Raw genomic sequence first — 26,746 nt, 5'->3', positions numbered from 1 at the left:
GGCTAGTTCAGCGCCTTGGTCGGCTGCTGGACCTGCACGGCGGTGGCGGATCCGGCCACAACAGGCTCGGCGCCGGCCGGCGGCGCCCGGTCCGGCCGCCATGTCGGCAGCGGCACGTCGGCATATTCCTGCCCGGAGGCGTCGAGCATCGCCTTCGGCACCGGCCCCGTGGCACCGCCGAGGCCAACGGCGATCAGCGTCGGGACATGGTCGAGCTTTTCCTTATAGGGCGATTTCGGCAGGTCCTTGCCCTTGTCGCCGACCGCCGGTGCTGCTTCCGACTGCTCCGCGACCGGCTTCTTCTTGCAAATCTCGTCATCCATGTCGTTGGCCGACATGGTGTCGCCATAGACAGGCAGCGCCGCGACCGTCAGCCCGCTCGGCGCCGGCGTTGCAAAGCCCTGGTCGAGCAGTTTTGCCGCCGTCTCGGCGCGGGTAATGGCCGACCGTTCGCCGAGCACTACGGCGACCACGGTGCGGCCGTTGCGGGTAGCCGAGCCGATCATGTTGAAACCGGACGAGCAGACGAAACCCGTCTTCATGCCGTCGGCACCCGGATAGCGGCCGATCAGCAGGTTGTAGTTGGAGATTGCCTTCTTGCCGACGGCAAGGCCTTCGATCGAGAACCAGGGGGCATATTGCGGAAATTCCGTGCGAATCGCCATCACCAGCAAAGCAAGATCGCGCGCTGTCGTATACTGGTCCGGCGAATAGAGCCCGTTCGGATTGACGAAATGCGACCCGCTCATGCCGAGCCGCCGCGCCTCGGCGTTCATGCGTTCGGCGAAAGCCGCTTGCGAACCGCCGATATTCTCGCCGACCGCCATAGCGATATCGTTGGCCGATTTGACCAGCATCATCTTCAACGCATTGTCGAGCCGCATCACCGAGCCCGGCTTGAAGCCCATCTTGCTCGGCGGCTCGCCGGCGGAATGTTTCGTCACCTTGATCGGCGAATCGAGCTGGACCTCGCCCGCGGCAATCGCTCGAAACGCCACATAGGCGGTCATCAGCTTGGTCAGTGATGCCGGGTACCAGCGCCTGAATGCGTCCTGGTGCTGCAGGATCTTGCCGCTGTTCAGGTCGAACAGGATGGTCGGATTGGCCAAGGCGGGCCCGGCCAGCGCCGCAAGCACCACCGCGCCCGCCGCCAACAGTTTGAGGAAATGCCTGTAGCGCATCATAAAAACCGAAATAGCCTCTTGCCGCAGTCGCACCTGGCTCCGTAAGATTTCGTTACACGATCGCCAGGATAATGGTCCGGCCCTCTGTTCCCGGACCACAGTCGCGGTGCTATTTACTCTATGTGACGTCAACATGGCAAAGTGCTGCCGATCACAATGTGGAAGCAGCAGCACAATGCAAAGCTGCGTGCATGGTTGCAAGGCAGCAGGCACAATTGCAAAGCAGCAGGCCAAGACCGCCTGCTCCAACAGCGAAATGGAACCATCATGCCGATCCTGAACCGAGCCGCCGAAATGCAGGACGAGGTGGCCGGCTGGCGCCGCCATTTGCACCAGACGCCGGAGCTGAATTTCGACGTCTTCAAGACCGCCGCCTTCGTCACCGAGAAGCTGAAGGCATTCGGCTGCGACGACATCGCGACGGGTTTGGGCAAGACCGGCGTCGTCGGCATCATCCGCGGCCGCCATGGCGAAGGCTCGACCATCGGCCTGCGCGCCGACATGGACGCCCTGCCGCTCAACGAGATCACCGGCAAATCCTATGCCTCGACCGTCCCCGGCAAGATGCACGCCTGTGGCCATGACGGCCACACCGCGATGCTGTTGGGTGCCGCCAAATACCTCGCCGAAACGCGCAATTTCGCCGGCTCCGTCGCGGTCATCTTCCAGCCGGCCGAAGAGGGCGGCGGCGGCGGCAACGAGATGGTCAAGGACGGCATGATGGAGCGCTTCGGCATCTCCAAGGTGTTCGGCATGCACAACATGCCGGGCCTACCGGTCGGCCAGTTCGCCATCAGGCCGGGTCCGATCATGGCGGCGACCGCCGAGTTCACCATCACCGTCAAGGGCCGGGGCGGCCACGCGGCGATGCCGCATGGCACCATCGATCCGATCGTCATCACCAGCCAGCTTGTCGGCGCGCTGCAGACGATCGCCTCGCGCAGCACCGATCCGGTCGAGGCGGTGGTCGTCTCGGTGACGAAATTCCACGCCGGCGACGCCTATAACATCATTCCCGAGAGCGCCGAGATCGCCGGAACGGTACGCACGCTGAAGAAGGAGGTTGCCAAGAAGGCCGAAGAGCGCATCCGCGCCCTTTGCCAAGGCCTGGGTGCTGCCTTCGGCGCGACAATCGAGGTCGATTACAATGCCAACTACCCCGTCACCTTCAACCATCCGGAAGAGACGGTCTTTGCCAGCGACGTCGCGGCCGACGTCGCCGGCGACAGCCATGTGCACCGCGCGATCCAGCCGGTGATGGGCGGCGAGGATTTCTCCTACATGCTGGAAGCGCGGCCGGGCGCCTTCATCTTCATCGGCAATGGCGATACCGCCGGCCTGCACAACCCGGCCTACGATTTCAACGACGAGGTCATCCCGCACGGCATGAGCTATTGGGTGAAGCTGGCGGAGACGGCACTGGCGGCGTAGCATTTGCCGAGTGGAATCCGTTGGCGCCGTAGAAATGCAACCAACAACAGACGGAGCATGACACGGATCAATTTGAACGCATCCGCCTCCGTGTGTTGATGTTCACCGAAGGCCGCGACGCTCGAACGTAACGGCATGGATCCTAGGGTCTACGCCGCGTCGCTTCGCTCCTTGCTTCGCCCTAGGATGACGAAGGCATGATCGCTGAAAGCTGAGGCCAATGGCTGATGTTGGAGATTGGCAGTGCGTCTGCGTGTTATCGGACGACGACTGATGGCGAACTACAAACCTCTCCAGATTGGCGGAAACATTTTTCCCTTCGTCATCCTAGGGCGGAGCAGGAGCGAAGCGACGTCGCGGAGACCCTAGGATCCATGCCGTTACCATGGCCGAAGAGTGCATCGACGCAAGTGGTTGGCCTGCGCCGTCAGGTGCAGAGCACGTGGTCGTTCGCCGGCTAATCAGTCAAGGCCCGCTCTTCGGATCCTCGACCTCCAGTGCCTCCATGACCGGCGCCAGCTCATTGTCGTCGGCGGACTGCGGCTCTTCGCCTGTCCTCGCCTTCTTCAGGGCTGCCTCGATCGCCTCCTGGATATTGCCGAGTTCGTCTTCGCGAACCTCGTGGCCATAGCCGGCAGCATCGGCATCCTGCTCGAATTGCTGCGCCAGGACGGCGACGCTCACCTCGCTCTCGGCGGGCAGATTGCCGACATTCTCCTGCAGCCAGGTTTCAAAGAATTCTTTGGTGGCGCTCATGCGGTGTCTCCTCGGGACACTAAAGCGCGCCGGCATCCCGAAAGTTCCGCTATCCGAGCCGTCTTTGCGCCCGTTGCCGGGTGCCCCGCAATTCAGCGCGGCCAGGCGGCGTTGACGCCGCGTGGCTCGGCTGCTTACTGGCTGGCAGCAGTCGTCGGTTCGCACGACACCTTCGGGTTCATGTCCGCGAACGCGCCGGTTGGGTTGCCTTTCCAGGCCCAGACATGCAGCTCGTAGAACGGACCGAGGCCATAGCGGTTGGGCGCGCTGTTGAAGTTGAACAGATGCCCATCGAGCGAGGCCGGGCCTTTCGAGGTGATGTATTCGACCGCGATCAGTTTTAGCGTGCCGTCGGCCATCGGCTCGTACATCACCGCTTCGGGCTTGGCGACATCGACAGCGTCGTCCTTGAGGTAGCCGGGATTGACGTAATGGATGCCCATGGCGCCGCCGGTGATGCCGCTGGCGCAAGGAATGGGAGCATAGCCCTCGGCGGTCGCCGCCGCCACACTCTCGAAGCGACTGTTGGCGGCTCGCACCTTGTCGGCCAGCGGATTGGGACCGGACGAGGGCGCTGCCTGATGCGCCTGCGCCAATGCAGTGCAGGCCGACAGCAGCACCGCGGCAGCGAGGAACTTGTTGCGAAAGTTGATTGTCATAGTCATTCCATTCTTCTTGAAAAGCACAGCCCGGCCGGCCGCCGGTAGTAAGGAGGCCCGGCAGGTGGACGCTGTGGCTGTTGTTGCTGGGAGATCCCTGTCCCGATGCGACGAATGCAGGGGAACATCATCCCTTCGGCAGATACGGGATGGTTCCGGCCAGATCGGAGTTGTCGATCAGCTGGAAACGGCTGTCGCTGCCGCCCTGACGGGCCGAAACGAACGGTGCGTAGGCGGGATCGTCGGTGAAGGCGCGCGCCGCGGCCTCGGTCGGGAACGCCATCAAGGCAATCAGCGTCGTGTCGAGCGGCTTGCCTTCGAGCGTCTTCACATTGCCGCTGCGCGACAGATATCTGCCGCCGTGCTTGTGTACGAGGTCGTGGACCGACGCGGCATAGGCCGGCATCCACTTCGGGTCCCTCACCTTGATGTCTGCGATAACGTAAGCGGTCATGGGTTATGTCTCCTGGTCGTGCACAGGGGTATCCAGTGCAGCGGCAGAGGGGTCGCATGGCAAGGTCGCGCCAGCCAGTCCGCGATCTGTACTGGTGTGGCGAATCCGAAATTCGCATTCACTTTGGAGCAACGCAGCGAGCGAATTTCGGATTCGAATGCCACACCAGCAAATGCCTGGATTTCCAGTGTGGTTTTGGATTTGAAGATCCTAACGCTGATGCCACCCAGAAAGCAGGAACTTCAAATCCACCACACCGGGCCGGTACAGTTTCTGTACTCGCCGCGTCGCCGGGAAAGGCCTATGGTTCCGGCTGAGTTTGAGGGGAAGGCAATATCATGACCCAGTCCGGATACAAGCAGTTCTGCCCGTTATCGATGGCCGCGGAGGTGCTGTGCACCCGCTGGACCATGGTTCTGCTTCGCGAATTGGTGGCGGGCTCGACCCGTTTCAACGATCTGCGCCGCGGCGTCCCCAAAATGTCGCCGACCCTTCTGTCGCAACGCCTCAAGGAGCTCGAACTGGCCGGGATCGTCGAGCGCAAGGAGGTGCGCGGCGAGAAAGGCATCTTCGAATACCGGATGACCGAGGCAGGCCGGGATCTGCGTTCCGTCGTCGAGGCGATGGGCTTTTGGGGGCAGAAATGGGTCGAGTCGCGGCTGTCGCTGAAGAACCTCGATCCGTCGCTGCTGATGTGGGACATGCGGCGCAACCTCAATGCGTCGCCGCTGCCCGATGGCCGCACGGTGATACAATTTCTGTATCAGGAGCTCCCCGCCTCGAAACGGTCATGGTGGCTGATCGTCGAGAAGCACGGCGAGGTCGACCTCTGCTGGTACGATCCGGGCTTCGATGTCGATCTCTACGTCTCAACCGACCTGCACACCATGACTGAAATCTGGATGGGGCTGATCACCGTCGAGAAGGCCGGGGCGAAAGTCATCTTGACGGGAGACCAGGATATCGCCCGCAAAATGCAGACCTGGCTCGGCCTGAGCCCGTTCGCGGTCGAACCCAAGCGAGCAGCCTAGCTGCCTCTTGGCGAAACGATCCGAAGCGGTTATGTGTCGGGCGCGATGGTCCCGTAGCTCAGTAGGATAGAGCGGCAGATTCCTAATCTGTAGGTCACAGGTTCGATTCCTGTCGGGATCACCAACGTTTTCAATTGGTTACCTAAAAGGTGCACTGTCACCGGTATTCGCGAGCATACATTAGGGAGCTCGATACGTATTGCGGCTTCGCCTAAGGCTTAAGCCATGATTGTAGAGGACGCTAATTCATCCAAGTTGCGGTCACGCGATGGCCGTCTGTTAGGTGTTGCCGCATACGGCGCGCCCAATGGCAAGCTGTTGCTGTACTTTCACGGTTTTCCGGGTTCCCGTCTGGAGGGCGGGATGCTGCATAAAGCCGCCGAACGCGCCGGCGTCCGCGTTCTCGCGATCGATCGTCCCGGAGTCGGTTTATCTTCCTTCGCATCTGGCCGTCGCCTGTTGGATTGGCCGGACGACGTCAGTGCGCTCGCCGACCAGCTCGGCGTCGATCGATTTTCCGTGGTCGGCTTTTCAGGCGGCGGGCCGTTCGCGCTGGCCTGCGCCTGCAAGATTCCCGGTCGACTTGCTGGGTGCGGTATCGTCTCGGGACCTACAGAACCCGGTGTCCTTGCCTTTCTCGTATCGCGGGTGATGCCGCACCTGCTTATGCCGCTGGCGCATCGCCGCTTTCACGATCGAAGCCAGGCTCAACGGTCGCTCGTGAGGCTCGCGCGGCGGTGGCCCGCAGCGGATCGTACGAGCCTTGACCGCGCCCAGGTTCGAGAAGCCCTTGCCGCGTCGTTGGTCGAGGCGTTCCGGCAGGGAACGAAGGGCAGCGTGCAGGACGCGAAACTCCTGGGCGCGCCCTGGGGCTTTTCACCAGAAGACATCGCGTTTCCGCAGCTGCGCCTTTGGCACGGCGAACTCGACCAGCAAATTTCTGCTGCTCAGGCGCGCGTGAATGTGGCGAGACTACCCCGGTGCGAAGCGACTTACTTCCCCAATGACGCTCACGTCTCGACCCTCGTGAACCATGCCGAGGACGTCGTGCGGAGGCTGACGGGCGCCGCTTAAGGACCTCGCCCTGGCAGCTCCCGGCCTCGGGCGCGCTAAGTCTCGGCCAGATATCCTCGCGCGCGGTCTCTCAAAAATTCGAAATACGCCACAGAAATACGGTGACAGTGCACTTTTGCCTTTTTCGCGCGGCGTCGCTTTCTGTACTGCTCCACTCGTCGGCGTTGATGCTGCCAGGGAGAGCACGATCGGGTGCGGCAATGAAACCTCCACCGTGCGGAAGTGAGCGCCTGGACCTGAAACTCATGATCAGGCGGAGGTTCCTCAATCGGACGGCCAAGGAACCTGCCGCCGATCAGATCGTTTCGCGGTATCTAGCCAGATCAACCGCAACGGAGGAGAGACATGCTCAAAATTCTGCATGCTCGCAATCGCGCGGCACCGAACACCAGCCCGGTCTGCCATAAGTTCGGGCCTTGGCGCGATGTTGCGTGACGTCGACTATGTCCTGCGAAAGCTCGACTGGATGCGCGCCGAAGGCATCTGGCCCAACGGCTTGCGGTATCTGTGGACCGACGCATTCGGGGTCGTGCTCTACGTCTCGCTTTACACAGAAACTGGCGAAGAGCGCTGGCTGGACGCGGCCGAGCGGCTGGCGGCCGATGTCGAGCGTGTGCTCGGCCGCCGGCACGGACTGAGGATCGGCGAAGCGGCCGATCGCGACGGCCAGTACTTCCACTATCTGGCGATGTGGCTGTTCGCCTTGGCGCGTCTCGGCGATCTGAAGCCGGAATACCGCAAGCGCGGCATTGCGCTGGCGCGCGACATTCACCCGGCGTTTGTGATCCCTGGCCGCGGCGTGATCTGGAAAATGCAGGAGGATCTGAGCGGCCCTTACCCCGGCTACGGCCTCGGCAGCATGGATGCCTATGACGGCTACGTCTCTTACCGGATGCTCGATGAGGACGCACTGGCGCCCGAGATCGCGCAGATGCGTGACCTGATGGAGCGCGATTGGCCCACCCTCGACATCGAGCAGGACCTCGGCCTCGGCATGATGCTGTGGCTCGCCCATTTCTTTCCCGACGAGCCGTGGGCTGGGGCGCAGACGAGGCGTTCGCTGCGAACCCTGGAAACGATGTGGGTCGACCCGCCCGGCTATTTCAGCCGCGCGCCATGGCTGCGCGATACCAAGTTCGCCTTCACCAATTACGGCGTTTCGCTCGGCCTGCAGGCCGCCGGTATCTGGCCGGGGCGTGTCGATAGGCTGAACGCCTTCTTCGAGGACTGGCGCTCCGGCGACGAATACGACCGCGAGGCGATCACTTGGGTTATGGCCTGCACCTCGCACCTTCCCGGTGCTTTTCTGACCCAGGGTGGCGAGAGATCGATTGAAAGCGACCAAGCTCGGGAACGTTCCTCCGCCGGCGCGGTTGTCGATGGAAGTGCATCGAGACGCAAGGAACGCGGTTGAAATGGCCATTCTCTTGGGAAAGCCGGGAAGCTGTTGGGTGGCGGCAGCCAGATCCACGAACTATCCCCAGCTCGAAGGTTCGATCCGTGCGGACGCCGTTGTCGTGGGGGCCGGAATTGTCGGGCTGACGACGGCGCTTCGCCTTTGCGAGGCGGGCCAATCGGTGATCGTCATTGAAGGCCTGCGCATAGGTGGCCAGGTGACCGGCCGCTCGACGGCCAAGATCACCACGCAGCATGCGCTGATCTATCGTCATCTCATCGACAGCGTTGGCCGGGACCTGGCGCAGACCTATGCCGATGCGAATTCCGCCGGCGCCCGACAAATCCGCGATTGGGTCGACAACTGCGCCATCGTCTGCGATTTCGAGAGCAAGGACGCCTATACCTACACCTGCGATGATGGCCGGCGCGCGAAGGTCGCGGCCGAGGCGGAGGCCGCGCGTCAGGTCGGGCTGGAGGCCGAGGTTCTCGAACGCGCACCGCTGCCTTTCGAAACGGCCGCGGCATTACGGTTCCCCGACCAGGCGCAGTTCAATCCGGCGATGTATCTGGTTGGCCTGGCGGAAGCGGTGACGGCCCGTGGCGGTCGGATCTTCGAAAACAGCCGCGCCACCTCGATCGACGAGGCAAGCCGCTGGCGCGTCGTCACCGATGGCGGCGCCGTTGATGCCGGGCACGTTGTCGTCGCCACCAACATGACGGTGAAGAGCCCCGTCGGCATGGCGAACCGGACTCAACCGCGCTGCCACACCGTGATGGCCTTTCGGATCGATGATCCCCTCCCTGTCGACGGCATGTTCATCGGCATCGACGACCCGACGCATTCCATTCGCACAGGCCGTGATGCCGAAGGTCCACTGCTGGTCACGCTTGGCCCCAAATTCAACACCGGCTGGGATGGCGACGTGGCGAAGCGGTTTGTCGAACTGGAAAAATGGGCAAGAAAGAACCTTCCGGTCGGCGACGTCGCGTGGCGCTGGTGCAACGAGGACCATGATACGGCCGACAGGATCCCATACGCCGGCGAACCCGATCCCGCCAAGGCCGCCGGCTTCCACATTGCCACGGGCTTCAACGCTTGGGGCATCACCAACGGGACGGCCGCGGGCACGATGATCGCCGACCTGATCTGCGGCCGCCCGAGCCCATGGCAAAAACTGTACGATCCGGCGCGGCCCTACCCCGAGGACTTCCACAAGAACGGCCGCAGCCAATCGATCGTCTCGAGCACCCACGACATTGCGCCCGGCATGGGTGGCGTGATCGTCAGGGGAGACGAAAAGATCGCTGCGTGGAGAGACACCGAAGGCGCACTCCAGGCGGTTTCGGCGACGTGCACCCACAAGGGCTGCACCGTGACCTGGAACAATGCGGACCACACCTGGGATTGTCCCTGCCACGGCTCGATCTTCGCCGCCGACGGTTCGGTCATCCACGGCCCTGCCCGAAAACCGCTTGCCCAGATTACATTGTGAAGGCGGCGACCGGCGCGGCCCGCATCACGCCGGCCGTTCGTAGGTTCCGACCAACTCCGTCTCCTCCAACGCGTGTTTCTGGGCTTGCTTCCAGACCTGATGCACGCCCGCCTGTCCCGGTACGCTGAGGCTCGGCACATCGAGCGCGGCCAGCAGGAAGTGGTAATGATGGACGCCATGCCCTGCAGGCGGCTGCGGACCATCGTAATAGGCATTGCCGAAATCGTTGGTGCCTTGCCTGAGGGCCGACGGGCCGGGCTTGCCATCTTCGGCCTCGGCGAGTCCGCCGGCATCCGGCGGGATGTTGAATACTGCCCAGTGTCCGAAAATCCCGCTTGGCGCATCGGGATCCCGCACGACAAGAACAAGGCTCTTGGTTCCATCCGGGACACCGGACCATTTCAGCGGCGGCGAGACGTTCTGGCCGTCACGCGCATATTTTTCGGGAATTCTTCCGCCTGCCCGAAACGCCGGGCTGATAAGGGTGAGTGGCATTGCTATTTCTCCGGGAGATTGCGACCGAGAAACCCGCGCCGGCGCCGTTCACGCCGCTTGCTGAGCTTCCGCGATGCGTCTGATCTCTCCTGGCAGGGATTCCCAGACCTTGTGCATCTGTCCTTCTCCGACGTGATGGGCGAGCACCTTGGACACGACGCTGAATGCATCCTTGGAATCGACCGGACGGGCAAATTCCAGCTCCGCCTTGATCTTGGCCAGAAACTCGTCGAGCGACCGCATCTTCTCGGGAGCTTTGGAAGGCTGGTATTGGTCATAGAAGGCGCCGCGCACCAGGATCGGCAGCTGCGAGCCGAGGTGGGCTGCAAGATCGGGTTGCATCCGGTCGCGCAGGGCGTGCAGCACCGCGCCGAGAACGTGCCAGGCGGCCTGCCGATCCGGTCCAATCTCGTCCATGATCTCGTCGAGCCAGATGTTCGTGGTCTGCAGTGTCTTGTCGAATACGTCGAGTCCGGTGGCGTTCATCGAAAATCCTCCTTCCGTTCAAATCCGACTAGGCTGATGTGACCAAACAGCCGTACCTGCCCGTTGTTCCCCGATGCGTATGTCCTGGTGCGCATTCATTGTCGGAGGTTCCGTCATGAGGGGATTCGGGCCGGCTTTTTGCCGCTGTTTTTTCGACCGCCTTTCTTGGCCGGCGCCCGGGTGGACGAGTTTTATTTGCCGTCGCCGATCACATGGCGACGAGTGCTGCAGACACGAAAACAGGAGAAGAACCATGGTACATCATCATTTGGCGCCCTGGACGCCATCGCGCAGCCTCTATCCATCCGCGAGCGACCCACTCACGTCATTCCACCGGCAGATTGATCGCCTGTTCGACGACTTCTTTGCGCCAATGACCGAAGCGACTACGGCCGGCGATCTTTGGCCGAGCGTCGATGTATATGAAACAGACCAAGCCTATAAGGTCACCGCCGAATTGCCGGGGCTCGAGCAGAAGGATGTTGAGCTCAAGCTGCGCGACAACACCCTCTCCATTACGGGCGAGAAGCGTTCGGAGCACAAGGAAAGCGACCGCGGCCACACCTACAGCGAACGCAGTTATGGCCGGTTTCAGCGGACGATCCCCCTGGAAGCGGAGATCGATGCCGACAAGGTGCAGGCCACTTTCAAGAACGGCGTTTTGACTGTCGAGCTTCCGAAGAACCCCGCTGCAAAGGACAAGACACGGCGCATAGAAGTGAAAGCGCGATAGTTGCCAAACTGAAGGCTGCAGGGCAGGCGGTGTTCAGCCCCGATTGAGGGAGAACGGCGAGCACGGCGAGCACGGCGGCAACCGCTCAGGCGAAGCGTCTAGCGCCGGGGATCGTCCGTCGGCTCGGAAACGCCTTCGAGTGCGATCTTGGCGGCTTCCTCATCGGTCCGCCCGAGGTCGGCCAGGGCAATGACGCCGACGAGGCGCTTGTCATGGTTGATCACCGGAAGGCGACGCACCTGATGCTTGGCCATGATTTTCGCCGCATCGGTGATATCGGCGTCGTCGAAGCACCAATAGACATGCTCGGACATGACCTCGCGAACGGTCGTGTTGCCGGCTGAGCGCTCCTCGGCGACGCCGCGCATCACGATGTCGCGGTCTGTCACCATGCCGACCAGCCTGTCATTCTCGCCGGAAGGGCGCCGAGATTGTCGGCCCGCATTTTCCGGGCGGCATCCCTGATTGTCGTGTTCGGGCCGACCAGTTCGGTCCGACGGCTCATGATCTCCTGAACTTGCATGGGATATTCCTTCCCTGATTGCTGAGGCAACAAGTCGCCAGACGGGCCTGTCGCCACGCATCGCGAGATTGCCAGCTGGCCGGACGGGGCATGTACGGATCACTATCTTCTTCGATCTTCCCGATCCGCGCTGAGGCGTGCCGGTGCCGGCACCTCGCGATCGAAACTATTCTTGGAACGTCCAGGCAGCGAGCGAGTTCCAAAATGGTACCGGTGCCGCAGCCATCCCACGGGATGTGGCCGCAGGCTGGTGAAAAAACATCCACCGGGAAAAACAGATGCACGCGGATTGAAGGTCATGGCAATCATCTTTTCAGATCGCCGCGAGGCCGGGCGGCGACTCGCTGAGGAGCTCGTTCGCTTTGCCGGCCGCGACGACGTGATCGTATTGGCGCTGCCCCGAGGCGGCGTGCCGGTCGGCTACGAGGTCGCGCAGGCACTCAAGGCACCGCTCGACGTCTTCGTCGTGCGCAAGCTCGGCGTCCCCGGTCACGAGGAACTGGCCATGGGGGCGATCGCGCCCTCAGGCGTACGTGTCCTGAACGACGAAATCGTCAACGGTCTCGCGATCCCGCCACACGTCATCGACGCGGTCGCTGCAAAGGAGGAAAAAGAGCTTCTGCGCCGCGAGCACCTCTATAGGGACGGGCGACCCCCACCGCAGTTGAATGGACGGACCATTATCCTCGTGGATGATGGGCTTGCGACCGGATCGACCATGCGGGCCGGGATCAAGGCGCTGCGAAAAAACCACGCCGCCCATATTGTCGCGGCCGTTCCCGTCGGTAGCCCCGACACTTGCGACGCGATGCGGGCGGACGCCGACGAGGTCGTTTGCGCGACGACACCAGAGCCGTTGCTGGGTGTCGGGCGCTGGTACGTGGATTTCTCACAAACGAGCGATGAAGAGGTCCGCGCGCTCCTCGCCAGCTGCGTGCCCAAGCCTGCGGCTTCCGACAAGCCTGCCGCTTCCGAAGAGGAATTGGCCGGGCGCGCGAGCGCGGGTCCGGTGCCTGGCACCAGATCGACATAGCGGAGGTGGACATGGACCGGGATAGCGAGCACGTCGTGCATCTTCCCGCGGGGCCTGTCACGCTTGAGGGCAATCTTTCGTTGCCCCCGGATGCTCGTGGCCTTGTGCTGTTCGCCCACGGCCGCGGAAGCAGCCGCCACAGCCCGCGCAACCGCTACGTGGCCGGAAGGCTGAACGAGGCGAACCTCGCCACCTGCCTCGTCGACCTGTTGACGGCCGAAGAGGAGCGGATCGACCAGGTCACGGCCGAGTTGCGCTTCAATATCGGACTGCTCGCCGACCGGCTGGTCGGCGTCACGGATTGGCTCGGCGCCTCGCCGGACACGTCGGGGTTGCGTCTTGGCTATTTCGGCGCGAGCACGGGCGCCGGTGCCGCCCTGGTGGCGGCGGCCGAGCGGCCCGACCAGGCCGCGGCCGTGGTTTCGCGTGGTGGCCGGCCCGATCTTGCGGCGCTCGCCCTGCCGCGGGTCCGGGCGCCGACCTTGCTCGTCGTCGGAGGCGCCGACACGCAAGTGATCGCGCTCAACCGCGAGGCACTGGCGGCGCTCCGCAGCGAGAAGGAGCTCACCATCGTCCCTGGCGCGACACATCTGTTCGAGGAGCCCGGCGCCCTGGACGAAGTCGCGGATCTCGCCACCCAATGGTTCTTGCGCCATCTGATTTCGGACAGATCGGCGTCGACGTCCTGACAGCTGGGGCTTGCATCACCGGTCCCGGGATCATTTGCGTCCTCAACGCGTTATGATCCTCATAAGACAGCGCGCAGCTGCAACCCGAATGGCTGTCGCAACCCGCATGTGGGAGAAAGACAATGCCGGACAAGAAAACCATCGAGAAGGCCCGAAAGGACAAGCGCGAGGGCAAATCGCCGAGCACGCAGGCCGGCGAGTTCGTGCACGAGGAGATCGATAAGATCCGCCGCGGTGAGCACGGCGCGCGCTCGACCCAGCAGGCCATCGCCATCGGGCTTTCCGAGGCGAGACGCGCAGGCGTAGACCTGCCCCCGCCCAAAAAGGGCAAGGTGAAGGAGAGCACGCGCAAAAGCGCCGAATACGCCTATGAGGCCGGCCAGGGCGAACGCAAGCCGAAACGCCGCCCGCGGGTCTCCAAAGCCGTCTCCAAGGTGCTCGAGCACGAGCCGAAGAGCACGGCGTCGCACGAGGCGCTGGCGCAGCAGGCCAAGCGTGCGGCCTCGCGCCGGACGGCTGAGGAGCGTTCGGCCGCCGCAAAGAAAGCCGCCGAGACGAAAGGCGCCAGCGGAAGGAAGGCGGCGGCGCAGAAGGCCGCCAGAACGCGCGCACACCACGCATAGTTCAAAGACGGCAGTTCGCCTCCTGGAAATCCGATATGGCCCAAACGACCGGTATCGAGCTCTGCCCCGGCAGCGCGGGACAACGCCGCTGCCCAGGCGAACCAGAGCCTGCATCTACGGGACAACATCGACGTCTTCGACTTCGAAATCACCGCTGACGATACGGCAGCGCTGAACGAGCAATATTCGTCGCTCGCAACGCTGCCTGGACACCGACCCGGAGGTACCCGGCGGCGAGGGCAGCGGGAGACCGGTCAGGAAAGCGCAGTCTGTTTCTTGAGCGCGATGCGTATCGCGCACAACGCGGAGAACTCTGATCATGACCTCAGCTGCCAGCACGACAATGCCGCGAGCCACCACTCAGACGAGACATATCGGTTTGCTCGGCGCGCCCTCCAATCTTGGGCTGATGCCACAGGAGGGTGAGCCGGAGCCCGGCGTGTGGAAGGCGCCGGAGGCACTTCAATCGCTTGGTCTCGCCGACCGTTTGGGCGCCGGTCCGTTGCACACGGTTCGGGCTCCGCTTTATCGGCCTGAGGTGGACCCTGCGACGGGCGTGCGCAATGCGCAGGCACTGCGCCAGTATTCCGAGACGCTTGCCGAAGCGGTCGACGAGGAGCTGAACTCGGGAGGGTTCCTGCTCATGCTCGGCGGCGATTGCAGCGTGTTGCTTGGCCCCGCGCTCGCTCTGCGGCGTCGTGGCCGCTACGGCCTTATCTTCTTCGATGGGCACACCGATTTCAAATTACCGGATACCTCGCCCTCGAAGGGAGCCGCGGGCATGGATTTGGCCTTCGTGACCGGCCATGGACCGAAGCTCCTGACCGATTTCGGCGAGCACACTCCTTTGTTCCGTGAGGCCGACGTAGTCGCGTTTGGCTATCGCGATGTGCAGGACCCCGCGACTTACACGTCCAAAGCCGTCTTCGACACCGATGTTCGCCGGATGGATTTGGCTGAAGTGCGGCGGCGCGGCTTCGCCAATGCCGCACGCATAGCGCTTGACGCGGTCGCAGGGCAGGACGTCGAGGGTGTATTCGTCCATTTCGATGTCGACGTCCTGGACAGCGAGATCATGTCGGCTGTCGATACGCCGGAAGCCGGCGGCGTCTTGCCCGACGAAGCCGTCGAAGCCCTTCGCACATGGTGCAACGATCCACGCGTGATTGGGATGGAGGTGACGATCTATGATCCCGACCGCGATCCGGATCGTCGCTGCGGCAAGCTGCTGATCGACATTCTGGTCGCTTCCCTTCGCGGCCGGTAGACCAATGGGAGTCCCGCACTTGTGCACGAATCCGCCGGCGCGAATGGCCGTCGGTCTGACGGATCGCCGCGCGCACCCAGGAGACCGACATCAAGCCATGGATGATCGAGAACGCCGACGATCACTACGAGATCGACATCTCCCGCGCCAGGCGACTGCTCGGCTGGAAGCCGCGGCATAGCCTGACCGCTCCCTTGCCGGAAATGATCCGGCGGCTGAAGGCGGATCCCACCGACTGGTACAAGAAGAACAAGCTTGAACCGTCGGCGGTCGCGGCTTCCGCGCCCGAGCTCGACCAGGCCGCCGAACGGCTGCAGGGTCCGCTCGAGCGCTCGGACGATGAGGTCGAGGCGGAAACCGGACGCCACCGGGCCGCAACGCTCTGGGCGCCGCTGACCAACGTTGCGATCGGGCTGTGGCTCGTGGCGTCGGCCTTCACGCTCGGCCTGTTCGATCCCGCTTCAGCACCGATTCCGCCGGCGCTCGGACATGAGATCGCCTCGCCGGAGACGCGCGACGGCAGGCTCGGCATCAGCGAGATCGTATCCGGCCACGCCATCCTGTCGCTGGCGCTTGTCAGCATGCGCCGGCGCTGGCACGGGCTGCAATGGATCACGGCCTCGATCGGGGTTTGGGTGATGTTCGCGCCGCTGCTGTTCTGGACCACCAGCGCCGGAGCCTACGCGACCGACACGTTGGCCGGCATGCTGATCGTCGCGTTCGCGGTGATGATCCCGCCAACGCCGGGTATCAGCCGGCGTGCCCTTGCCGCCGATGACGACCGTCCGCTCGGCTGGAGCTATTCGCCCTCGCTCTTCACCCAGCGCATTCCCATAATCGGCCTCGCCTTTGTCGGCCTGTTCGTCTCGCGTTATCTCGCCGCCTATCAGCTTGGCCATATCGATGGCCTTTGGGAACCGTTCTTTGGCCCGGGCGAAACGGCAATGGCAGCGAGGCGGTGGTCACCCCTGGGTCTCCAAGGATTTTCCGATCGCCGATGCCGGGCTGGGCGCCTTCGCCTATGCGCTGGATATCCTCGCCGGCGCGATCGGTGACCGCCGCCGCTGGCGCACCATGCCGTGGATGGTGCTTTTGTTCGGCCTGCTGGTCGTCCCGCTCGGCGTGGTCAGCGTCAGCTTCATCATCATCCAACCACCGCTCATCGGGGCGCTGTGCACGCTCTGCATCGTCCAGGCTGCCGTCGCGGTCGTGCTCATCCCCTATTCGGTCGACGAGGTGCTGGCGAGCTGCCAGTATCTCTGGCGTGCGAAACAGGCGGGAGAGCCGTTCTGGCGGACATTCTGGTGCGGAGGCCCGGCACTTTCGGAGGACCAGACGCCGACGCCCGACCTCGACCGGCCGCTGTCGGCAGTGGCGCGGGACTTCGTCACCGGCGGGGTGAACTTCCCGTGGACCCTTGTTGCCAGCACGCTCGCCGGTGCCCTGCTGATGATCACGCCGCTCGCCTTCGGCACAAGCCCGCCGCTCTATTTCAGCGACCATGTGATCGGCTGCCTGGTCATCATGGTCGCCGTCACCGCGATGGCCGAGGTGGCGCGAGCCGTCCGCTTTCTGAACATCGCGCTCGGCGCCTGGATCGCCCTCTCTCCGTTCATCCTCGCCGGCGGTGCGGCGGCAAGCCTCGCCAATCTGGCGATCGGAGCGCTGCTGGTCGGGCTCAGCCTGCCGCGCGGCACACGCAGCGCTGCGCATTATGGCGGCTGGGACAGGGCCATCGTCTGAGGATGTTCAGCGGCTTAATGCTTTGTTTCCCCAGAGATGCGGCCGGACGTAGGCGATCAAGGCCCTGCCGCACAGCGTAAGCGTTGACGACCGCCGTCAGCAATGGCGAGCTGCAGCGACAAGCGCTTATCCCTGCCATATGCTCTCCCAGCGCAGATCGTCCATCGTGCGCGAAATGTCTTCGCGCAGGATCGACACCATCTCGTCGATCTGCTCGCGCGTGATGATCAGCGGCGGCGACATCACGCACATGTTGATCAGTGGCCGGACCAGCAGGCCGAGTTCGTGGCAGCGCGCGTCGATCCCGGTCGACAGTTCGATCCCCCTCGCTTATGACTCTGAAGCTCCGCTGGTGATGGCCGACTGAATAATTTTCAGTGCAGCAACGCGCCCGGCGACGATTGCACCCTCGACGTAGCCCGGAAATGATGGCGACAGCTCCGACGAGGCGAAATGGATCGGCGACGCACCCGCACGGATAATGCGTTCGGCATCAGTTGCCGTCGCATCGACGATCAGATCGCTGTAGCCGCCGCCGCTCCAGCGATCGTCCGTCCAGTCGCGATAGCTGAGATCTGAGAAGCCGGCCGCCTCGGCGCCGAGTGCTTCCTCCAGTTTTGATGTCACCTTGGCGCGCAGTGCCGCCTCGCCCAGTTCGTGCCAGCGCCGGGCCAGCGGCCCGCCGATGAAGACGACAAGCGCTGGATGAGCGTCGTCATTGCTGGCGTCGCAGGCAAAAAGCCCGTGCGGGTCGCGCCACATCACCATGCCGCTCAAGCCCCTGTCTCGCCAGAAGGCCCTGGGATAACGTGCCAGCATCTTGATCACCGCGCCGCTTTGCCAGACGCCGAGCGCTCCTGCCAGCGCAGCCGGTAGCAGCGGCACGAACTCCACTTTCGAGGCCATCATCGGCGGGACCGCGACCAGCACCGTCCGTGCCTCGATTGAGCCTGCAGCCGAGACGACGCGAACCCCTTCCGGTCCGTGTTCTATGCTTTTGATCGGCGTGCTTAGCCGCAGGCGATCGCCGAGGTCCAGGGCCAGATCGTCCGCCAGCGAATACATGGTTTGGCGCACGAAATACTGCAGTTCCGACACCTCGTTGGTGATACGGCGATCATTGTCGATGACATACCACAGCGGCAGCCTTTCCATCGCCAGGCACCAGAGGCCCTCGATCAGCGAATGAAAGGCCGCCTTGGCTTCGCTGGGATCGTTCTGGCGATCGAGCCATGCTGCCATGGTCAAACCGGCAATGGCTGGGTCGTCGGGTGCAACCGCGTTCATCCGCTCCCGTATTCGCATCGCGGCGCCATACGTGCGCGCGGCTTGCGCCTCGCTCATCCGTGGCTGGGTGATGAATTCGCCGGTGAAATGCGTCTTGACCAGCGTCTTACCGCGCGCGCGCACCAGCGCCATCACTTCCGGCATGTCATCGCACAGGAACTGGCCGCCGCTGTCGATGCGCTCGCCAAGTCTGTTCGGCATGGCTTCGACGCGTCCGCCGACGCGGTCGCGGGCTTCGAGCAGCACGAAATCGACGCCGGCCTTCTTCAGCTCAAGCGCCGCCGAAAGGCCGGTGAAGCCGGCGCCGACGACGACCACATCGGCTCGTTCGATCTCGGAGTTCAACAGCCGGCCTTGATCTTCTCGAATTGCGCGATCATCCGCTGTTTGAGCTCCGGCGCCACCGGCTGAGGATGGGAGCCGGGGTCCTCGTAACGGGACTGGTCAAACAAAACGAGGTCCTTGTCCGGCCCCAGCGCCGCAGCCGAAGCCACCAGCGCTCTCAGAGGTCGCGTCAATGTCTTCATTGCTGTTCCATCCTCTTTTGATTGTTCACGCCGGCTTGGCAGCGCTGGCTGCAGATTTCGGATAGTGCTTGGGGAATGCCGCCGACAGGAATTCGTTCGCGGCCTGCAGCGCCGTCTCGCGTGTGGTGTCTTCGGTGCCCATCATCAAACGCAGCCACAGACCATCCAGCATGGCGCTGAGTGCCAGCGCCATAACTTGTGGCTCATAGGCATAGCCGCCGCTCCGCTGGAGCGCCGCGCAAAGATCGATGAAGATGTGCTGGTAGATGGCATCACGTGCGCTGCTCAGGGCCTGATATTTCGGCCGCGATTTGGCCTCGCCCCAGAAGGCACACCAGGCAGCCAGCTTGCGCTTGTTGCAGATCGAGCGATCGAAATCAGCCGCGACCAATGCCTGCAACTGGCGGGCAGGGTCATCTCCGGCCTTTTGCAAGGCGCTGCGCCAATGCGCCGAATACTCGTCATACATGTATTGCAAAGTGGCGACGAGCAGCTTCTCCTTGCTCTCGAAATGGAAATTGACGATGCCGCGCGATAGGCCGGCGCCGTCTGCGACGTCGGCCATCGTCGTCTCCGAAAAGCCGCGCTTGGCCAGTGAATCGATTGTCGCTTCGATCAGTTGAAGCTGCCTTGTCTCCTTCGACGCCTTGCGGCCGCGCTTTTCGGAGTCGCTTTTTCGCGCCGGTTCGAGGAAGGCTTCGCGCGCCTCTGTCGTCTTCATCGGGTGATGGTCTCCAGCGGTGATGGTCTCCAGCATCGCCGGCTAGCCGACCGGCTTTCGGCCCCGAAGATCAGTGGAACGGTGCTTACCACTGTCAAGCAACTTCTGCATGGCTGCCAAGTTCCAATGTTCACGTCGAGATAGGGATCCTTGGAGAAACCGAGGTCGAAGGCACCGTCGGCGAAAGGTAGCGACCCGGCGATGCGTGGACCAGATTTGCCCCCGAGCCCTCTGCAGCGGACCTCTGGGTCGAGATCTATGCCATGCGCGAGCTGCAGTACCAGAAGCCGATGAAGCGTGCCAAACTGGTGCCGCGGCCGTTCGTCAGCCTTGATCGCCGCACCGCCAGCCCGCCTGCGGATTTCTGAGCATGTCCGACGAAGCCGAACGTCATGAGGACGACGCCGAAGCCGCCGAACAGTGGCAGCTGATCAACACGCCGCTCGGCGAAAAATGGTCGGGCCGCACCCGCTATGCCGCGGCCATGTTCTTCTACAAACGCGGCGAGATGAATGCCGAGACGCTCGAGGTCTACCGCATTTGCGCGCGGCTGGATTCGACGGATCCGCTACCGATCATCCGCGATCGCCGCGTCGGTCAGGACTGGCTGAAGCGCATGGGTTTCGAATAACTCGCCCAGGGGCGTGTTGAGATTCAGGTCAGGCCGAGTCGAAAATTGTGGTTTCGAGAACCGGAGCGGCGCGTACTTTGGGTGCCCTAGCCAATGGTCTTTTCCAGCATGCCGAGCCAATTGCGATAGGCGATCTTCTCGATCAGCGCGCGCCCGAAGCCGCGTGCCGCGAACGCGTCGAGCAGTCTTGGCAGGCCAGCAACGTCGCCTATCACGGCCGGGATCATGGCGCCGTCGAAATCCGAGCCCAGGCCGACGCCGTCTTCGCCCAATGCCTGCAGCAGCGAGTCGACATGGCGCACCATGATGTCGAGGCTGGTGTCGGCGTTCATCCTGCCGTCCTCACGCAGGAACCCGGTGGCGAAGTTCAGCCCGACCATGCCGCCCGAATCGCGGATCGCGCCGAGCTGCCATTCGGTGAGGTTGCGCGAATGGCCGCAGATCGCGTGCACGTTGGAATGGGTCGCGACCAGCGGTGCGTCGCTGATCTCGACGACGTCACGGAAACCTTTTTCGTTGAGATGCGAAAGATCGATCATGATCTTCAGCTGGTTGCAGGCTTTCACCAGCGCCTTACCGGCATCGGTCAGCCCCGGCCCTGTATCGGGCGACTGCGGGAAGCGGAACGGCACGCCGTGGCCGAAGGCATTGGGACGGCTCCAGACGATGCCGAGCGAGCGCAGGCCGGCTGCGTGGAGAACGTCGAGCAGGGTGAGCTCTGGGTCGATCGCCTCGACCCCTTCGATATGGAACACCGCCGCAATCGAGCCTTGCGCCATCGCCTTCCTCACATCGCCGGCGCTGCGGCAGATAGTAAGGGCCGAAGCCCGCTCCAGCCTGAACAGGATCGAGGCCATCGCTACCGTCGAGTTGAGCGCATCGGCGCGCGGGATCTCGGGTGGCAAGGGCTCGCTGTCGCTCGGCGCCAGCGGCACCGCGCCGCGTTTGGATTTCTCGACAGGCGGCGGGAAGATCGCGAACATGCCGCCGGCAAACCCGCCTTTCTTCGCGCGCGGCAGGTCGATATGGCCACCCGGCGTCCCCTCGACGAACAGCTTTTCGACGTCCGCATCCTTCGACTGGTAGAGCCTGAGCAGCGTGTCGTTGTGGCCGTCGAAGACGGGAACGAGATCGGATTCGGTCATGGAGGGCCATTCGGTTGACGTGATCGGACCGCGGACGGCGAGCCGGTTGCTGGCAATACTTAGGCAAGGTTGGCGCTCTGCGCAAATCCCGTATGTTTGCCCCTTGCGTTTGTACGCCCCCAATAGCCAAAGCGGCACGCGGTAAAGCCGCGCACCCCTTCTTTCGACATTCGTCGAGGCTGTGCCTTACCGCTTCAGCACGTCCGCCCATTCCGGATGGCGGCGGAACTGAGCATTGGCGAACGGGCAAAGCGGGATGATCGTCTTGCCCACCGCACGTGCATCCTCGACGGCACGGCTGACCAGGCGAAGCCCCGCGCCCTGGCCGCGAAATGCATCCGGCACTTCGGTATGGTCGATGATGATCTGGTGCTCACCGATCTTGGTGAAGGTCATCTCCGCCTCGGCGCCGCCCGGCCCACGCAGGAAGTAGCGGCCCTTCGAGCCGCGGTCCTCCAGTTCAATCTCCGGCAATAGGTCAGACATGGCTTGCGGTCCTTTCATCCGACGCCACGGCGAACAACCGCCGCGCCGCCTCGATCTCGCTCGGCCGCACCTCATGGCCGCCGTCATGCCACTCGACTGTGACATCGGCGCCATCGGCGCGCAAATAGGCTTCGAGGCGCGCCGTCAAATCAGGCGGACAGATCGGGTCCCGCCTGCCGGCGGTGACCAGGATGCGGCTGCCGCAAAGGCTGCCCTTGACCTTCGGTTCGAACGGGATCAGCGGATGCATCAGCACCGTTGCGTCGAACAGCGACGGTTCGGTAAACAGCACCGAGGCCAGGATGTTGGCGCCGTTGGAGTAACCGAGGCCGAGCACCGAAGATGGCCTTGCCGCCTCGACATGCGCCTTGACGAAGCCGGCCATCTTGTCCGTCGCTCGCGTGAGGTCGCCCATGTCGTAAACGCCCTCGCCGGTACGGCGGAAGAAGCGTGCGGCGCCTTGTTCTGAGACATCGCCGCGCGGAGCGACGATCGTCGCTTGGGGCGCGAGATCGCGTCCAAGCGACAGAAGCTGGGCCTCGTCGCCACCGGTGCCGTGGAAGACGAAGAGCAACGGTCCGCCCGGCGAACCGGGCAGCACTTTGTGAATATATGAATCCTTGCTCATGACCTTGCCCTCAGTCTTCCAGTTTCTGCAGATGCTGCTCGAGATAGGGTCGCAAATGCTGGTGTTGCGACGGCAGTTTCAGCGCCTCGCCAAGGTGGGCGGTATCCTCGTCGCGGTCGAAGCCCGGCTCGTTGGTGGCGACTTCGAACAGCACGCCGCCCGGTGTGCGGAAGTAGATCGCCCAGAAATAATCGCGGTCGATCACTGGCGTCACCTGATAACCTGTATCGACCAGCGCCTTGCGCACTTCGAGCTGCTTGGCGCGGTTCTCGACGGCGAAAGCGACATGGTGGACCGAGCCAGCGCCGAGATTGGCGAAGCCGGCCCCCGGCAGCGATTCGATATCGACGACGTCGGCGCCGTTGCCGCTCTTCACCGCCAGCCGCCTGACGTTGCCGGACTTGTCGAGCTCCTCATAACCCATGAATTTCAGCAGCTCTTCGGTGGCGCCGCCATCTTTCAGCCTAAGCGACACCGAGTGAAAGCCGCGGATCGCCTCGTCGGTGGGAATGCCACCCTTGGCCCATGGCACACGGCTGTCCGCTTTGTCCTCGACCAGCGCAAACCCGTCGCCGTCGGGACCGGCGAACGCAAGACGCTTCTCGCCGAACGTCTCCTCGCGGGACAGCCCGGTGACACCTTGCTCGGCAAACCGTTTCTCCCAATAGCCGAGCGTGCCCTCGGGCACCGAGTAAGCGGTGGTGCCGACTTCGCCGACTCCATGGCGGCCTTTGCCGATGTTCGGGAACGGGAAATAGGTCATCACCGAGCCGGGCGTGCCGACCTCGTCGCCGTAATAGAGGTGATAGACATCGGGTGCATCGAAATTGACCGTTTTCTTGACCCGGCGCAGGCCGAGTGTACCGGTGAAGAATTCGTTGTTCTGGCGTGCATTGCTGGCCATCGAGGTGACGTGATGCAGGCCCTTGACCTGGTCGAGCATGTTTCTGCTCCTTCCCTTGTGTGTGGTGGTGCGGCTCTTGCCGCTGTCCACGCAAATATGAGGATCCGCCTCCTGGCCGCAAAGGCGGCAAATACAGAATGGACTGTGCTGTTAAAGTGAACGATCAAGCAGGTTTTGTTCACCATTCGGCGAACCGGACCGGCTTGCATACTCGCCGAAATTGCGCTCCATGAATGACGCATGTAGCCAGCGTGAGGATACCGCGGTTGACGGGAAAACGCCCCAACATTCTCCTGATCACCTGCGACCAATGGCAAGGCGACTGCCTGTCAGCCGCTGGCCACAAGGTGGTAAGGACGCCGAATGCCGACGCGCTGGCTGCCGAGGGCGTTCTGTTCCCGAAGCACTATGGCGGCGCCGCACCTTGCTCGCCGGCGCGCGCCTGCCTCTACACCGGCCTCTACCAGATGAACAATCGTGTTTGCCGCAACGGCACACCGCTCGATGCCCGCCACGGCAACATAGCGCTCTGGGCGCGCGCCCTTGGCTATGATCCGACGCTGTTCGGTTATACCGACATGGCGCGCGACCCGCGCACGCTGGCGCCTGGCGACCCGCAGCTGAAGAGCTATGAAGGCGTGCTGCCCGGCTTCACCGTGCGCCAGCTTCTGCCCGAGCACCAGAAGCCCTGGCTGTCATGGCTCAAGGCGCGCGGCGTCGATGCCGGCGCCGGCTCCCCCGCCATTCACCGCCCGGTGGGCGAAATCCTGGAAAACGACGGCGGGGTCAGCAACGCTCCGCCAATCTATTCGAACGACGAGACGCCGTCGGCCTTCCTGGCCGGCGAATTCATCCGCTGGCTCGGCGAGCAGGAGCACGATACGCCGTGGTTCGCGCACCTTTCCTTCATCAGCCCCCACCCGCGCCTTACAACACCATGTACGATCCGGCCATCGGTCCAGCTTTTGACCGCGCCAAAAGCTGGCAGGCCGAAGCAGCAAGCCACCCCTACCTCGCCTTTGAATTTGACCGGCACGAACGGTCGAAATTCCGCCCCGGCTCGGAGGGCAAGGTGCGCGACTGGGGCGACGATAATTTTCGCCGCATCCGGGCGCTCTATTACGGCATGATCTCGGAGGTCGACGCGCAGCTTGGCCGTGTCTGGCAAGCGGTCAAGGCGGCCGATGCATGGGACGACACCGTCATCGTGCTGACCTCCGACCACGCCGAGATGATGGGCGATCATTTCATGCTGGGCAAAGGCGGCTTCTTCGACGGCAGCTTCCATATTCCGCTGATCATTCGCGATCCGCGCCGCCGCAAGGCTGTCGGCAGCAGCGTCGACCGCTTCACCGAGGCGGTGGATTTGGCGCCGACCTTGCTCGATCTCACTAGGCTCGAGCTCACTGGCGGCGAAGTGCTGCCGCATCTCGACGGCCGCTCGCTGGCGCCTTTCCTGGACGCAACGGAGCCGGACAATTGGCGCGATGCGGCGCATTGGGAGTTCGATTTCCGCTCGATCGCGGATGGTGATGCCGAACGGTATTTCGGCATCGGTCCGCGTCAGTGCAATCTCGCCGTCGTCCGCACGCAAAAGTTTAAATATGTGCATTTCGGCGGCGGCCTGCCGCCCTTGTTCTTCGACCTGGAAAAGGATGCCGGCGAGCTGACCAACGTCGCTGATGATCCAGCCTATCTGCCGGCGCGGTTGGAATTTGCCGAGAAGTTGCTCACCTGGCGGGCCGAGCATCTCGACCAGTCTCTGGCGCTCGCCGAATTAACGGACGATGGCGTTGCCGGCCATGTCGCCGGCTTTCCCTCGATATAAGTAAAGCCCGCGCCGTTGCCGGCGCGGGCTTCTCTGTCGGCCTGTGTGCAGCTTAGCGCATCATCATACGCTGTTTGTCGCGATTTTGCGCATAGGTGGCCTTGTCGTAGGGGGCCTGCGCCTCGAGCTGCTCCTTGGTGAAGTTCGTGTAGAGATAGCGCTTGCCGTTCTTGTCGGTCATGAATTTCAGGTTGTCCATGCCAACCGCCACTTCCTTCGAACCGATGCCTAGGAAGCCGCCGACATCGATGATGATCGCGTCGACCTTCTTGTCGCCGCCCAGCACGATATCGCCGATCTTGCCGACGTTGACATCGTTGGCGCCGTAAACGGTTGTTCCAACCAGATCCTCAGCCCGGATTTCGCCCATCGGCATTTCGGTTAGCGTCGACTTGTCGATCGACCCGGTCTTGGTCTGGTCGGCCGTGGAATTAGCCGGAGGCGCCGCTGCCGGAGCGTTTTGAGCCGTCTTGCTGGTCGTCTCGGTGGTTTTGGTCGTCGCGGTGTTGCTGGCCGTCACGGTAGGCGTGACGGTGGCGGGCGCAGTAGCCGCGGCAGTGGTTGCCGGGGCCGGATCATAGGCCTTGCGGTTGAAGTCCGGCTGCGCCTGCAGCTCTTCCTTGGTCGTTTGCGCGACCAGCCAGCGATCGCCGTTCCTCTCGGCCCACTGCGCCTTGTCGAAATCATACGCGACGTTCTTTTCGCCGATGCCGAGGAAGCCGCCGACACCGATGATCAGCGATTGCGCCTTGGCTTCCTTGTTGATGACGATGTCGTTCACGTCACCGATGTTCTGGGCGTCGTCGCCGGTGCCGTTATAGACGGTCTCGCCGATGATATTGGTGGCGAGATTGCCTTCGGCGCGCTTCACTGGCTCAGCCGGCGCGGCAGGCGCAGGGGTTGTATTTTGCGCGCTGGTGGAAGGGGCGGCAGGCACCGCATTATCGGCCGAAGCTGGTGGCGGAGGCGGATCGTAAGGTCTCCGGTCGAAATCCGGCTGAGCCGTCAACTCATCCTTCGTCGTTTGCGCTATCAGCCAACGGTCGCCATTTCTTTCGGCCCATTGCATCTTCTTGTAGTCGAAAGTGACGTTCTTGGTTCCTATGCCAAGAAAACCGCCAACGCCGATGACGACGGATTTTACCTCGCCGCGCTCGTCGAAGACGATATCGCTGATTTTGCCGATATTCTGGGCATCATCGCCGGTGCCATTATAGACGGATTCGCCGATGATGTTGGTGGCAAGGCTGCCCTCGGCACGTATCGCCGGAGCGGTATCCTCGGCGGCGGGTGGTTGCGCCGGCGCCGGGGTCGTCGCCGATTGCGCAAATGCACCCGTCGCAATCAATGTTGCGACTGCTGTCGTGGTTAAAAGGGTGCGGATCATCTCAGTGTCTCCTCGTCGGATTTCGTGCACGCCCTGCCCGCCTGGCGTCACTGCGGGCGCAGCGTCTTCTGCATGTTCACAACGTTGTGACCACACTGTTGTTCCGAAAAAAGCCGTGGTGCACCCGGTG

At 63.1% G+C, this 26,746-nt stretch carries 26 protein-coding genes, 1 tRNA gene and 4 pseudogenes; 15 read left to right on the top strand and 16 right to left on the bottom strand.

The window, feature by feature from the left end:
- Positions 1–2: 2 nt before the first annotated feature.
- Complete coding sequence (locus tag NKH21_RS20455; protein ID WP_352666439.1) at positions 3–1,181, bottom strand: D-alanyl-D-alanine carboxypeptidase family protein; 1,179 nt, start codon at positions 1,179–1,181, stop codon at positions 3–5.
- 270 nt (positions 1,182–1,451) lie between these two features.
- Here NKH21_RS20455 and NKH21_RS20450 point away from each other — a divergent pair, with 270 nt between their 5' ends.
- On the top strand, positions 1,452–2,615 hold the full coding sequence (locus NKH21_RS20450) for a M20 aminoacylase family protein (RefSeq protein ID WP_352666411.1): 1,164 nt from the start codon (positions 1,452–1,454) through the stop codon (positions 2,613–2,615).
- Between the two features lie 465 nt (positions 2,616–3,080).
- Here the strand turns inward: NKH21_RS20450 and NKH21_RS20445 are convergent, their stop codons facing one another.
- The 3 genes from NKH21_RS20445 to NKH21_RS20435 all read right to left on the bottom strand — a co-directional run bounded on the left by NKH21_RS20445 (position 3,081) and on the right by NKH21_RS20435 (position 4,484).
- Positions 3,081–3,371 carry a hypothetical protein gene (locus NKH21_RS20445; RefSeq protein ID WP_352666409.1) on the bottom strand — a complete coding sequence of 97 codons (291 nt, stop codon included), beginning with the start codon at positions 3,369–3,371 and terminating at the stop codon, positions 3,081–3,083.
- A 134-nt stretch (positions 3,372–3,505) separates the two neighbouring features.
- A complete protein-coding gene (locus NKH21_RS20440) occupies positions 3,506–4,030 on the bottom strand; it encodes a hypothetical protein (RefSeq protein WP_502903418.1) in 525 nt (174 codons plus the stop codon).
- 127 nt (positions 4,031–4,157) lie between these two features.
- Positions 4,158–4,484, bottom strand: coding sequence for a DUF1330 domain-containing protein (locus tag NKH21_RS20435; RefSeq protein WP_023677873.1), 327 nt, complete (start codon positions 4,482–4,484; stop codon positions 4,158–4,160).
- A 338-nt stretch (positions 4,485–4,822) separates the two neighbouring features.
- Between NKH21_RS20435 and NKH21_RS20430 the strand changes: the two genes are divergently transcribed.
- The 5 genes from NKH21_RS20430 to NKH21_RS20410 all read left to right on the top strand — a co-directional run bounded on the left by NKH21_RS20430 (position 4,823) and on the right by NKH21_RS20410 (position 9,480).
- On the top strand, positions 4,823–5,515 hold the full coding sequence (locus tag NKH21_RS20430; protein ID WP_352451189.1) for a winged helix-turn-helix transcriptional regulator: 693 nt from the start codon (positions 4,823–4,825) through the stop codon (positions 5,513–5,515).
- Positions 5,516–5,562: 47 nt separating this feature from the next.
- Positions 5,563–5,639: transfer RNA gene (locus NKH21_RS20425), tRNA-Arg, on the top strand.
- A 101-nt stretch (positions 5,640–5,740) separates the two neighbouring features.
- Positions 5,741–6,589 carry an alpha/beta fold hydrolase gene (locus NKH21_RS20420; RefSeq protein ID WP_352666405.1) on the top strand — a complete coding sequence of 283 codons (849 nt, stop codon included), beginning with the start codon at positions 5,741–5,743 and terminating at the stop codon, positions 6,587–6,589.
- Positions 6,590–7,013: 424 nt separating this feature from the next.
- Positions 7,014–8,003, top strand: coding sequence for a hypothetical protein (locus tag NKH21_RS20415; protein ID WP_352666403.1), 990 nt, complete (start codon positions 7,014–7,016; stop codon positions 8,001–8,003).
- A 1-nt stretch (position 8,004) separates the two neighbouring features.
- Positions 8,005–9,480 (top strand): FAD-dependent oxidoreductase, encoded by a 1,476-nt coding sequence (locus tag NKH21_RS20410; protein ID WP_352666401.1) that lies wholly within the window; start codon positions 8,005–8,007, stop codon positions 9,478–9,480.
- A 24-nt stretch (positions 9,481–9,504) separates the two neighbouring features.
- Here the strand turns inward: NKH21_RS20410 and NKH21_RS20405 are convergent, their stop codons facing one another.
- Both NKH21_RS20405 and NKH21_RS20400 read right to left on the bottom strand, forming a co-directional pair.
- Entirely contained in the window at positions 9,505–9,975 is a 471-nt protein-coding gene (locus tag NKH21_RS20405; RefSeq protein WP_352471470.1) for a YbhB/YbcL family Raf kinase inhibitor-like protein, read from the bottom strand.
- Positions 9,976–10,023: 48 nt separating this feature from the next.
- The gene (locus NKH21_RS20400) at positions 10,024–10,461 is read right to left on the bottom strand and encodes a DUF2267 domain-containing protein (protein ID WP_352666400.1); all 438 of its coding nucleotides are present in this window, start codon (positions 10,459–10,461) and stop codon (positions 10,024–10,026) included.
- 253 nt (positions 10,462–10,714) lie between these two features.
- Between NKH21_RS20400 and NKH21_RS20395 the strand changes: the two genes are divergently transcribed.
- Positions 10,715–11,194 carry an Hsp20/alpha crystallin family protein gene (locus NKH21_RS20395; RefSeq protein ID WP_352666398.1) on the top strand — a complete coding sequence of 160 codons (480 nt, stop codon included), beginning with the start codon at positions 10,715–10,717 and terminating at the stop codon, positions 11,192–11,194.
- A gap of 98 nt (positions 11,195–11,292) precedes the next feature.
- Here the strand turns inward: NKH21_RS20395 and NKH21_RS20390 are convergent, their stop codons facing one another.
- Positions 11,293–11,586 carry a CBS domain-containing protein gene (locus NKH21_RS20390; RefSeq protein ID WP_352867137.1) on the bottom strand — a complete coding sequence of 98 codons (294 nt, stop codon included), beginning with the start codon at positions 11,584–11,586 and terminating at the stop codon, positions 11,293–11,295.
- A gap of 429 nt (positions 11,587–12,015) precedes the next feature.
- Here NKH21_RS20390 and NKH21_RS20385 point away from each other — a divergent pair, with 429 nt between their 5' ends.
- From NKH21_RS20385 to NKH21_RS20365, 5 genes and pseudogenes are all read left to right on the top strand, one after another.
- The gene (locus tag NKH21_RS20385; protein ID WP_352867135.1) at positions 12,016–12,750 is read left to right on the top strand and encodes a phosphoribosyltransferase; all 735 of its coding nucleotides are present in this window, start codon (positions 12,016–12,018) and stop codon (positions 12,748–12,750) included.
- Between the two features lie 11 nt (positions 12,751–12,761).
- Positions 12,762–13,439 carry a dienelactone hydrolase family protein gene (locus NKH21_RS20380; RefSeq protein ID WP_352867132.1) on the top strand — a complete coding sequence of 226 codons (678 nt, stop codon included), beginning with the start codon at positions 12,762–12,764 and terminating at the stop codon, positions 13,437–13,439.
- Between the two features lie 122 nt (positions 13,440–13,561).
- Positions 13,562–14,062, top strand: a complete 501-nt coding sequence (locus NKH21_RS20375; RefSeq protein WP_352867129.1) for a DUF6496 domain-containing protein — start codon at positions 13,562–13,564, stop codon at positions 14,060–14,062.
- Positions 14,063–14,381: 319 nt separating this feature from the next.
- Positions 14,382–15,329 carry an arginase family protein gene (locus tag NKH21_RS20370; protein ID WP_352666390.1) on the top strand — a complete coding sequence of 316 codons (948 nt, stop codon included), beginning with the start codon at positions 14,382–14,384 and terminating at the stop codon, positions 15,327–15,329.
- Positions 15,330–15,406: 77 nt separating this feature from the next.
- Positions 15,407–17,072, top strand: a pseudogene (locus tag NKH21_RS20365) (vitamin K epoxide reductase family protein); the annotation flags it as partial.
- A 126-nt stretch (positions 17,073–17,198) separates the two neighbouring features.
- Here the strand turns inward: NKH21_RS20365 and NKH21_RS20360 are convergent.
- From NKH21_RS20360 to betI, 4 genes and pseudogenes are all read right to left on the bottom strand, one after another.
- Positions 17,199–17,375, bottom strand: a pseudogene (locus tag NKH21_RS20360) (aspartate aminotransferase family protein); the annotation flags it as partial.
- A gap of 27 nt (positions 17,376–17,402) precedes the next feature.
- Positions 17,403–18,704, bottom strand: a complete 1,302-nt coding sequence (locus tag NKH21_RS20355) for a flavin monoamine oxidase family protein (RefSeq protein ID WP_352867126.1) — start codon at positions 18,702–18,704, stop codon at positions 17,403–17,405.
- A complete protein-coding gene (locus tag NKH21_RS20350) occupies positions 18,701–18,886 on the bottom strand; it encodes a hypothetical protein (RefSeq protein WP_352666388.1) in 186 nt (61 codons plus the stop codon). Before NKH21_RS20350 ends, NKH21_RS20355 begins: the two co-directional genes overlap by 4 nt.
- A 25-nt stretch (positions 18,887–18,911) precedes the next feature.
- Positions 18,912–19,607 carry a transcriptional regulator BetI gene (gene betI / locus NKH21_RS20345; protein ID WP_352867123.1) on the bottom strand — a complete coding sequence of 232 codons (696 nt, stop codon included), beginning with the start codon at positions 19,605–19,607 and terminating at the stop codon, positions 18,912–18,914.
- 239 nt (positions 19,608–19,846) lie between these two features.
- Here betI and NKH21_RS20340 point away from each other — a divergent pair.
- Positions 19,847–19,975, top strand: a pseudogene (locus tag NKH21_RS20340) (aminomethyl transferase family protein); the annotation flags it as partial.
- Between the two features lie 2 nt (positions 19,976–19,977).
- Positions 19,978–20,238, top strand: a complete 261-nt coding sequence (locus NKH21_RS20335; RefSeq protein WP_352666385.1) for a hypothetical protein — start codon at positions 19,978–19,980, stop codon at positions 20,236–20,238.
- Between the two features lie 86 nt (positions 20,239–20,324).
- Here the strand turns inward: NKH21_RS20335 and NKH21_RS20330 are convergent, their stop codons facing one another.
- The 4 genes from NKH21_RS20330 to NKH21_RS20315 form a co-directional block, all read right to left on the bottom strand.
- Complete coding sequence (locus NKH21_RS20330) at positions 20,325–21,383, bottom strand: dipeptidase (protein WP_352867120.1); 1,059 nt, start codon at positions 21,381–21,383, stop codon at positions 20,325–20,327.
- A gap of 186 nt (positions 21,384–21,569) precedes the next feature.
- Complete coding sequence (locus tag NKH21_RS20325; RefSeq protein WP_352666381.1) at positions 21,570–21,869, bottom strand: GNAT family N-acetyltransferase; 300 nt, start codon at positions 21,867–21,869, stop codon at positions 21,570–21,572.
- The gene (locus NKH21_RS20320) at positions 21,862–22,497 is read right to left on the bottom strand and encodes an alpha/beta hydrolase (RefSeq protein WP_352666379.1); all 636 of its coding nucleotides are present in this window, start codon (positions 22,495–22,497) and stop codon (positions 21,862–21,864) included. Before NKH21_RS20320 ends, NKH21_RS20325 begins: the two co-directional genes overlap by 8 nt.
- 10 nt (positions 22,498–22,507) lie before the next feature.
- Positions 22,508–23,440: a VOC family protein gene (locus NKH21_RS20315; protein ID WP_352666377.1), complete on the bottom strand. Its 933-nt coding sequence runs from the start codon at positions 23,438–23,440 to the stop codon at positions 22,508–22,510.
- 194 nt (positions 23,441–23,634) lie between these two features.
- Between NKH21_RS20315 and NKH21_RS20310 the strand changes: the two are divergent.
- A pseudogene (locus NKH21_RS20310) lies at positions 23,635–25,229 on the top strand (alkaline phosphatase family protein).
- A gap of 52 nt (positions 25,230–25,281) precedes the next feature.
- Here NKH21_RS20310 and NKH21_RS20305 read toward each other — a convergent pair.
- Positions 25,282–26,616 carry a PRC-barrel domain-containing protein gene (locus NKH21_RS20305; protein WP_352666374.1) on the bottom strand — a complete coding sequence of 445 codons (1,335 nt, stop codon included), beginning with the start codon at positions 26,614–26,616 and terminating at the stop codon, positions 25,282–25,284.
- Positions 26,617–26,746 lie beyond the last annotated feature (130 nt).

Origin of the sequence: Mesorhizobium sp. M1329, assembly GCF_040318035.1 — a bacterium.
Classification (GTDB): domain Bacteria; phylum Pseudomonadota; class Alphaproteobacteria; order Rhizobiales; family Rhizobiaceae; genus Mesorhizobium.
Note: the sequence above shows the minus strand (reverse complement) of the source record. Positions and strands in the feature narration are given on the sequence as shown.